Raw genomic sequence first — 6322 nt, 5'->3', positions numbered from 1 at the left:
CCGCGCCGCAGGCGCAGCCGCACCGCGCCGCCTGGCGCGCGCCGCCCCGCACGGCGGCCCACGAGAGGCGCCTCGTCAGCTCGTCACGGAGTAGGAGTGCGCTCCCACTCCCGCCAACGCCCCCTTGTCCACGATCAGATACTCGTCACGCAGCGGAGTCCCCGCGAAGAACGACTCCAGGATCTCCCGCGTCCCCGCCGCGTACCGAGCCTGCGCCGAGAGCGACGAGCCCGAGATGTGCGGCGTCATGCCGTGGTGCGGCATGGTCCGCCACGGGTGGTCGGCCGGCGCGGGCTGCGGGTACCACACGTCGCCCGCGTACCCGGCGAGCTGCCCGCTCCGCAGCGCGCGGTCGATCGCGTCACGGTCGGCGATCTTCGCGCGCGCGGTGTTGATCAGATACGCGCCGCGCTTCATCGTGGCGATCAGCTCGTCGCCGAAGAGGCCCTCCGTTTCCGGGTGGAGCGGCGCGTTGATGGTGACGACATCGCAGTGCGGCACCATCGCGGCGGCGCTCTCGTGCCAGGTGAGTCCCAGCTCCTGCTCCACCGACTCGGGCAGCCGGTGCCGGTCGGTGTAGTGCAGGCCGACGTCGAAGGGCGCGAGACGGCGCAGCACGGCGAGCCCGATACGGCCCGCGGCCACCGTGCCGACCTGCATGCCCTCCAGGTCGTACGAGCGGGCGACACAGTCGGCGATGTTCCAGCCGCCGTCCAGGACCCACTTGTGGGAGGGCAGATAGTTCCGTACGAGCGACAGCGTCATCATCACCACATGCTCGGCGACGCTGATGCTGTTGCAGTACGTGACCTCGGCGACGGTGACGCCCTTGGCGATGGCGGCGTCGAGGTCGACATGGTCCGAGCCGATGCCCGCGGTGATGGCCAGCTTGAGGTTCTCGGCCTTCGCGATCCGTTCGGCCGTCAGATAGGCCGGCCAGAAGGGCTGGGAGATGACGATGTCGGCGTCGACCAGCTCCTGGTCGAAGACCGATCCCTCCCGGTCCTTGTCGGACGTGACGACGAGGGTGTGTCCCTGGGACTCCAGATAGCTGCGCAGGCCCAGTTCACCGGAGACGCTTCCGAGGAGATGCCCGGGAGTGAAATCGATGCCCTGCGGGGTCGGGGTGGTCTGGCCGCCGGGGTAGTGGTCGATCTTGGGAAGGTCGTCCCGGGCGTAGGTCTTCGGGTATCCGTCGACCGGGTCGTCGTACAGCACGCACAGCACCTTTGCCATGACTGCGGCTCCTCGTCCGTTGTTGCGGGAAGGTGCTTCCAGCCTGCTCGGGAGCGGTGCCCATGGTCAAAATGAACCTTTCTATGTCGGGATAGGGACCGGCTATCCCGGTGGTCCCGCAGGGTGCAGATAGGTGTCGAGGAGCTGGTCGAGCGCCTCCCGTACGCCCGCCCCCCTGGCGATCTCCAGCAGGGCTCTGGCCAGTACGGGTTCGGGGCTGCGGTCGGCGATGACCAGACCGACACGAGGGCCGTGGGCCGGATGTGCCACCGGGATCACACGCATACCGTCGGGGACGCCGAACATATGGAGCCAGGCGTGCGAGATCACGCTGGACCACCATCCGGCCGTGAGATGCGCGTACAGGGCGGCGACGGAGTCGGTCTCGATCGCCGCGACCACGGCGGTCACTCCGTCCGCCGCGAAGTACTCGTCCATGATCAGGCGGTTGCGCATCTGCGGGGAGAGCAGACAGAGCGGCAGTTCGGCGATCTCCGCCCAGCCCGCGGTCCGTTGGCCCTTCATCGGCCCGTCGTGCGGGGTGAGCAGCAGATAACGCTCCTCGTAGAGCGGCGTTCTGCGTACCTGGCCGAGGCTCTCGTCGTCCAGATAGGTGAGCGCGATGTCCAGCTCGAACTCGGCCAGTCGTTGGGTGATATCGCGCGAGGAGAGCGAGTCGAGCGAGACACGCGCCTGGGGATGCCGTTCCACGAACGGTGTGGTGAGCAGCGAGGCGGCGGTGAGCGCGGTCGGTATGGCGCCCATCCGCAGAGTGCCGGCGAGTCCGCCGCGCATCGCCGACAGCTCATGGCGCAGCGCGTCGCGTTCGGCGAGGATCCGGTGTGCCCAGAGCAGCACCCGCTCGCCCTCGGGCGTCAGTCCCTCGAAGCGCCGGCCACGCCGCACGATCGGTACGTCCAGCTCGTGTTCGAGCTTTCTGATCGCGGCGGACAGCGAGGGCTGGGAGACATAGCAGGCCGCCGCCGCGCGAGCGAAGTGCCGTTCCCTGGCGAGGGCCACCAGGTACTCCAACTGACGCAGCAACATCGCTTGCTCCCTGCTCTCCGGGACCGCTCCCGGGGACGTTTCTCAGATGGCGACGAGAGTCACCTCGGTGGCCTTGACACTGGTCCATACGGATATGCCGTCGGCCAGGGCGAGTTCGGCGGCGGCCTCGGGCGTGATCTCTGCGACCAGGTCCGGTGCCTCGTCCGAAGTGATAAGAACACGCAGCCGGCTGCCGAGGGCGGTGATCTCCCTGACCGTTCCCGGCCAGACGTTGCGTGGGCTGCCTGCGGGCCGGTCCCGGTGTACGGAGACGGCCTCGGGCGCGATGACGGCCAGCGCGGCCGTACCGTCGGCCGGCGGCTCGGCGACGATCAGGCGCCCGCCCGCGGTCAGTTCGAGCCCGCCCGCGCCGAAGGTGCCCGGCCAGGCGTTGCGGCCGAGCATCCTGGCCACCCAGGGCGAGCGCGGATGGCGCGTCACCTCGGCGGGCGGAGCGTCCTGGAGGGCCAGTCCCTCGTCCAGCACGAGGACCCGGTCGGCCAGTGAGATGGCCTCGACCGGATCGTGGGTGACGATCAGACAGACGCCGCCGAAGCCGTCGAGATGGCCGCGCAGCGTGTGCCGTACCCGGGCGCGCGTGGTCTGGTCGAGAGCGGCCAGCGGCTCGTCCAGGAGCAGCAGCCGGGGGCTGGCGGCGAGCGCGCGGGCCAGCGCGATCCGCTGCGCCTGGCCGCCGGAGACCTGGTGCGGTTTGCGCCGGGCGAGATGGCCGACACCGAGCCGGTCGAGCCACTGCTGGGCGATGCGCCGGGCCTCGGCCCGCCGCATGCCGTGGGCGCGCAGTCCGTACGCGGTGTTGGCGAGTGCGCTGAGATGCGGGAAGAGCGCGCCGTTCTGCGGGACCCAGGCGACACCGCGGCGGTGCGGCGGCAGCGAGGTGACATCCAGGTCGCCGAGACGGAGCTGGGCATGGGCGCGCGGAGTGAGGCCGAGGAGAGCGCGCAGCAGGGTGGTCTTGCCGGCTCCGTTGGGTCCGACGACGGCGATGGTGGTGCCGGGCTCGGCGTCGAGAGTGAGCCGGTTGAAGCCGGTGAGCTCGGCGTGCAGCCGCCACCGCTCGTACCGCTCATGAGAGTCATGCCGTTCATAAGAGTCATGAACGGCGGGAGGTTCGGGTGCCGTCATGGCACCGATGCCCTGGTCCGACGGCACCGCCGCCTCCGGTGGCACCGCCGGTTCGTCGGACACCGTGCCGGGCCGGGGTACGCGGTCGACGGCACCGGTCGTCCACCGTCCGCGCAGGGCGATCAGTACGGCCATGGCGATGGCGAGCAGCAACAGCGAGACGGAGGTCGCGGCCTCGGGCGAGTCCTGGAGCAGCAGATAGACCTGGAGCGGCAAGGTCTGGGTGGTGCCGGGAAGATTGCCCGCGAAGGTGATCGTGGCACCGAACTCACCGAGCGCACGGGCCCAGGTCAGCGCGGCGCCGGCGGCCAGACCGGGCGCCACCATGGGCAGCGTGACGGTACGGAACACCCGTACGGGCGAGGCGCCCAGCGAGGCGGCCGTCTCCTCGTAGGCGGGCCGCAGCCCGGCGAGGGCGCCTTCGAGGCTGATGACGAGGAACGGCATCGCCACAAAGGTCGAGGCGACGACGGCGCCCGAGGTGTGGAACGGCAGAGTGAGCCCGAAGCTCTCCTCCAGCCAGGGACCGAGCAGCCCGCGCCGTCCGAAGCCCAGCAGCAGGGCGACACCGCCGACGGTGGGAGGCAGCACCATCGGCAGCAGGACCAGTGTGCGCACCAGTGTCTTGCCCGGGAACCGCACCCGGGCCAGCAGCCAGGCCAGCGGCACGCCGAGCACCAGGGAGAGCCCGAGCGACCAGAAGGAGACCAGCAGCGACAGCCTCAGCGCCTGGACCACGCCCGGGCTGGTGAGATGCGTACCGAGTTCGCCCCAGGAGGTGCGCGCGAGAATCCCGATCAGCGGCAGCAGCAGAAAGGCGATCGCGAGCAGCGCGGGCACCGCCAGTGCGACCGGCGCGCCGGGACTGCGGGTGCGGAAGCGGCTCATCTGGTTCCTGGGCTGAAAGGTCGGCGGGTGTCGAGGGCGGCGGTGCAGCGGAGGGCGGCGGTGCAGCGAGGGCGATGGTGTGTTGACAGGCTTGTCCGGTCCTGGGTCCCGGACAAGCCCTGTCACACGGTGGATGTCTGGATGTCGTCCGACGGTGTGCGGGCCATGGCTGACCGCCCGCGCGCGGAGGGGTGTTACGGCTGCTGGAATCCCGCGTCCTGAAAGATCTTCTGCGCCTCGGGACCGCTGAGCCAGGCGACGAACGCCGCCGCGGCGGCACTGTGCTCGGACGTCTTGAGCGTGGCGGCCGGGTATTCGGCGATGGCGTTCTGCGCGTCGGGGATCTCCACGGCGTCGACCTTGTCGGGCGCGGAGTCGGCGTCGGTCTTGTAGACGATGCCGGCGTCGGCCTCGCCGAGCTCCACCTTGCTCAGCACGGCGCGGACGTTCGGCTCCTCGGAGACCGGCTTCACGGTGATGCTCTGCGCTTCGAGGACCTGACGGCTGTACCGGCCCACGGGAACCTCGGGCGCGGCCAGGACGACCTTCAGCTTCGGATCGGCGAGGTCCTTGAGGTTCTCGACCTTGTCGGGATTGCCCTCGACGGTGGCGATCACCAGCCGATTCTTCGCGATGACCGTCGGCGCGCCGGTGTCGTCCTTCAGCCCGTCCATGGTCTTGGTGTCGGCGGTGACCAGCGCGTCGGCCGGAGCGCCCTGCTTGACCTGGGCGGCGAGTTCCTGGGAGCCGGCGAAGGAGAACGTCACCTTCGTACCGGGGTTCTCCTTCTCGTACGCGGCGCCCGCCGTCTCGAAGACATCGGTCAGCGACGCGGCGGCGAGCACGGTCAGATCCGCCTTCGGCGCGGCACTCTCCGACGTGCCGGCCTCGGAGGCGGCCGGAGAGGCGGAGTCCTCCTTGCCGTCGTCAGCGCCGCCGCACGCGGCCAGCGGCAGAAGAAGGGCTGCGGACACGAGCGCGGTGGCGGCACGGCGCCGGGTGAGGGCGAAGGACATGAGGGTGGACTCCTTTGCGGTACGGGCCCGGAAGGGCACGCGAGCGGACGGGCCGACGACGGCGGCCCGTGCGGTGCGGTGGCTCATGCGGGGCGACAGCTCGTACGGTGCGGTGGCTCGTCGAGCAGGGCACGCCGGAACGGACCGTGGCCCGTGCGCGGTGGCGGCTCGACGGACCACATCGGTCAGGCGCGGTCGATGTGCACGCTCGTGGACTTCACCCGGGCCGTTGCCTCCATGCCGACTTCGAGCCCGAGCTCCTCGACGGCCTCCCGGGTGAGCAGGGATACCAGCCGGTGCGGTCCGGCCTGGATCTCCACCTGTGCCGCGACATCGCCGAGCGTGACGGCGGTGACGATGCCCGGGAACGCGTTGCGCGCCGAGGTGTACGAGACGTCGTCCTCGCCGTTGACACTCTGCGCGACCTCGACGGAGAACGCCGCGAGCGCGCGGCCGTCGATCAGACGGCGACCGCCGTCGTCACGATGGGTCGCGACCCGGCCGGCGTCGGCCCAGCGGCGCGCGGTGTCGGGACTGACCCCGAGAAGCCGGGCGGCCTGGCCGATGGTGTAGGACTGCATGTGCGACAAGATAGGCCGTTCGCCCTCGCATCTGCAATCCTTGATGCGATGCTCTCTCGCAGATGCGAGGATCAGCGCTTGACGGCCCGCAGGATGACGAACTTGGGATCGCTCGTCACGGTCTCGCAGTTGCCGAAGAGCCGCCGCAGCTTGATGTGGTAGCCGAGATGACGGTTGCCGACGACCCACAGTTCGCCTCCGGGCCGCAGCGCGGCGCGCGAGCCGGTGAACATCCGCCAGGCCGTCGCGTCGGTCGTCGCCTGGTGGGAGTGGAACGGCGGATTGTTCAGCACCAGATCGACCGTCCCGGCCGGCATGTCCGAAAGGCCGTCGCCGAGCAGGAAGTCCGCCGGAGCCGCGACGTCGACGTTCTTACGGAAGGTGGCCTCGGCCGAGGCCACCGCCGAG

6 protein-coding genes are annotated in these 6322 nt (G+C 70.4%); all 6 read right to left on the bottom strand.

Going from position 1 to position 6322, the window contains the following annotated elements; all coding sequences use genetic code 11:
- Positions 1-75: 75 nt before the first annotated feature.
- Positions 76-1236 (bottom strand): NAD-dependent formate dehydrogenase, encoded by a 1161-nt coding sequence (locus tag GA0115259_RS00045; protein WP_093588944.1) that lies wholly within the window; start codon positions 1234-1236, stop codon positions 76-78.
- A 102-nt stretch (positions 1237-1338) separates the two neighbouring features.
- A complete protein-coding gene (locus GA0115259_RS00040) occupies positions 1339-2283 on the bottom strand; it encodes a LysR family transcriptional regulator (protein ID WP_093588942.1) in 945 nt (314 codons plus the stop codon).
- Positions 2284-2325: 42 nt separating this feature from the next.
- Positions 2326-4317 carry an ABC transporter permease gene (locus GA0115259_RS00035; RefSeq protein WP_093588940.1) on the bottom strand — a complete coding sequence of 664 codons (1992 nt, stop codon included), beginning with the start codon at positions 4315-4317 and terminating at the stop codon, positions 2326-2328.
- Positions 4318-4511: 194 nt separating this feature from the next.
- Positions 4512-5333, bottom strand: a complete 822-nt coding sequence (modA, locus tag GA0115259_RS00030) for a molybdate ABC transporter substrate-binding protein (RefSeq protein ID WP_093588938.1) — start codon at positions 5331-5333, stop codon at positions 4512-4514.
- Positions 5334-5518: 185 nt separating this feature from the next.
- Positions 5519-5914 (bottom strand): TOBE domain-containing protein, encoded by a 396-nt coding sequence (locus GA0115259_RS00025; protein WP_093588946.1) that lies wholly within the window; start codon positions 5912-5914, stop codon positions 5519-5521.
- 71 nt (positions 5915-5985) lie between these two features.
- The coding region (locus GA0115259_RS00020; RefSeq protein WP_141716400.1) for a class I SAM-dependent methyltransferase at positions 5986-6322 on the bottom strand (337 nt) is incomplete at its 5' end.

The organism is Streptomyces sp. MnatMP-M17 (assembly GCF_900091995.1).
GTDB lineage: Bacteria > Actinomycetota > Actinomycetes > Streptomycetales > Streptomycetaceae > Streptomyces.
This window is presented reverse-complemented; position numbering and strand designations above follow the sequence as displayed.

What these genes read in the sequence shown, in the direction of transcription:
- modA (WP_093588938.1), bottom strand. Translation starts at nt 5,333, where the DNA reads ATGTCCTTCGCCCTCACCCGGCGCCGTGCCGCCACCGCGCTCGTGTCC.
- GA0115259_RS00035 (WP_093588940.1), bottom strand. Translation starts at nt 4,317, where the DNA reads ATGAGCCGCTTCCGCACCCGCAGTCCCGGCGCGCCGGTCGCACTGGCG.
- GA0115259_RS00025 (WP_093588946.1), bottom strand. Translation starts at nt 5,914, where the DNA reads ATGCAGTCCTACACCATCGGCCAGGCCGCCCGGCTTCTCGGGGTCAGT.
- GA0115259_RS00045 (WP_093588944.1), bottom strand. Translation starts at nt 1,236, where the DNA reads ATGGCAAAGGTGCTGTGCGTGCTGTACGACGACCCGGTCGACGGATAC.
- GA0115259_RS00040 (WP_093588942.1), bottom strand. Translation starts at nt 2,283, where the DNA reads ATGTTGCTGCGTCAGTTGGAGTACCTGGTGGCCCTCGCCAGGGAACGG.